Genomic DNA, 1,368 nt, shown 5'->3' with positions numbered 1-1,368 from the left:
GGATCAAGATCAAAAGTTGTGTTTAAGCAAAGATTGTAGTTAATCTAAACAGAAAGAATTCCACATTCTTGACCCCTCTAAACTGTGCCCTGAACGCTTTTATTTTAGCATTGAAAGATTCCGCGGCAGCATTAGTACTTCTATTTATAAAATAGTTTAAAATTGACCGATAGTTCAATGTTATTGTATTAGCTATTGTGTTGAATGCTCTAAATCCAGCTTGTTCCACCTCCTTATACCAGTGAGCTAACTTAGTATATGCAACCTGTATTGAAGTTGCTGTATTGAATATATCTCTAAGGCTTTGAACTAAATTAAAAGCTATTTTTATGTCTGGATATTCCTTAAACAAAATTTGACTTCTTTGATATTGGTTCTCAGTCCAATTTTGTGGTGATTTATACAGTAGATATCTACTTCTTGCTAAAAGTTGTTTTCTTGTGTCCCCATTGTTAAACACTAGAGGGTTATAAGTTTTATTGTTTAATCTAGCTTGTTTTATTTGCTCATTTTCTAGGTCTATTGCATCCCATCTGTGTTTTATTCTAATGTCTTGCAAGGCTTCAAAGGCAAGTTTTTGAACGTGGAAGCGATCTGTTACCTGTATGGCCTTAGGGAAGCATTTTTTTACAATGGTTTTCATTGAGTTTGCCATATCCAATGTTATTTCTTTGACCTTAGCTCTTTTTTTTGCTGATATTTTAAGTAGTTGTTCAATAATAGGTTCGACTTTAGTTCCTGCAAAAACAGCTACAATACTGCCTTTCTTACCTTTTGCATTTTTATTGGTAATGATTGTATAGAGTTCGCCCTTTGACAATGCTGTTTCGTCAATAGAAAGATAAGGTCCTATATTCTCTGGGAAGATAAGCCATTGTTTAGCATGTGGTTTCTGCTTCCAATGATTAAATTCACTAAGATAATCTCTGTACTGTCTAGATAGCTTTTTACCATTAACATTGTAAAAACCAGCAATAGTGTGACAGTCTGAAGCTTTAGTATCGATTAATTTCTTTTAAAAAAGCAGCGAACTCGGTAGTCATTCGTGTTCCCTGTGCTACTAAGTTCCAGTCTCTTTGTACAACTTCTTTAGTGGTTTTATCTAACCATCTACGACGCTTAACATGTAGATATACTGTGTTCCCTCTTAAGGGAAAGTCTTGTATTGTGGCTTGTTTATGAAAGCCATGAGCTATTAATTCTCGGGCAGTTTCTTCTTTTGGTGTGATATTGCGTTCTTCGAAATAGAGATGCATGACTTCTCCATTCTTGGTATGCCTAATTAAATCAAAATGATCTATTAAAAATTCAGGAAGAATAAGTTTCAGTAGTTCTAGATAATTGTCCAAAAGTCTTTTTTTTTTTTTT

At 33.8% G+C, this 1,368-nt stretch carries 2 protein-coding genes; both read right to left on the bottom strand.

What is annotated here, in order from left to right:
• Positions 1-22 precede the first annotated feature (22 nt).
• Positions 23-976 (bottom strand): ISAon1 family transposase, encoded by a 954-nt coding sequence (locus ABD730_RS17145; RefSeq protein WP_344716119.1) that lies wholly within the window; start codon positions 974-976, stop codon positions 23-25.
• A gap of 19 nt (positions 977-995) precedes the next feature.
• Positions 996-1,349 (bottom strand): ISAon1 family transposase N-terminal region protein, encoded by a 354-nt coding sequence (locus tag ABD730_RS17140; RefSeq protein ID WP_344716118.1) that lies wholly within the window; start codon positions 1,347-1,349, stop codon positions 996-998.
• Positions 1,350-1,368 lie beyond the last annotated feature (19 nt).

This window comes from Winogradskyella damuponensis (assembly GCF_039538385.1).
GTDB classification, from domain to species: domain Bacteria; phylum Bacteroidota; class Bacteroidia; order Flavobacteriales; family Flavobacteriaceae; genus Winogradskyella; species Winogradskyella damuponensis.
Note: the sequence above shows the minus strand (reverse complement) of the source record. Positions and strands in the feature narration are given on the sequence as shown.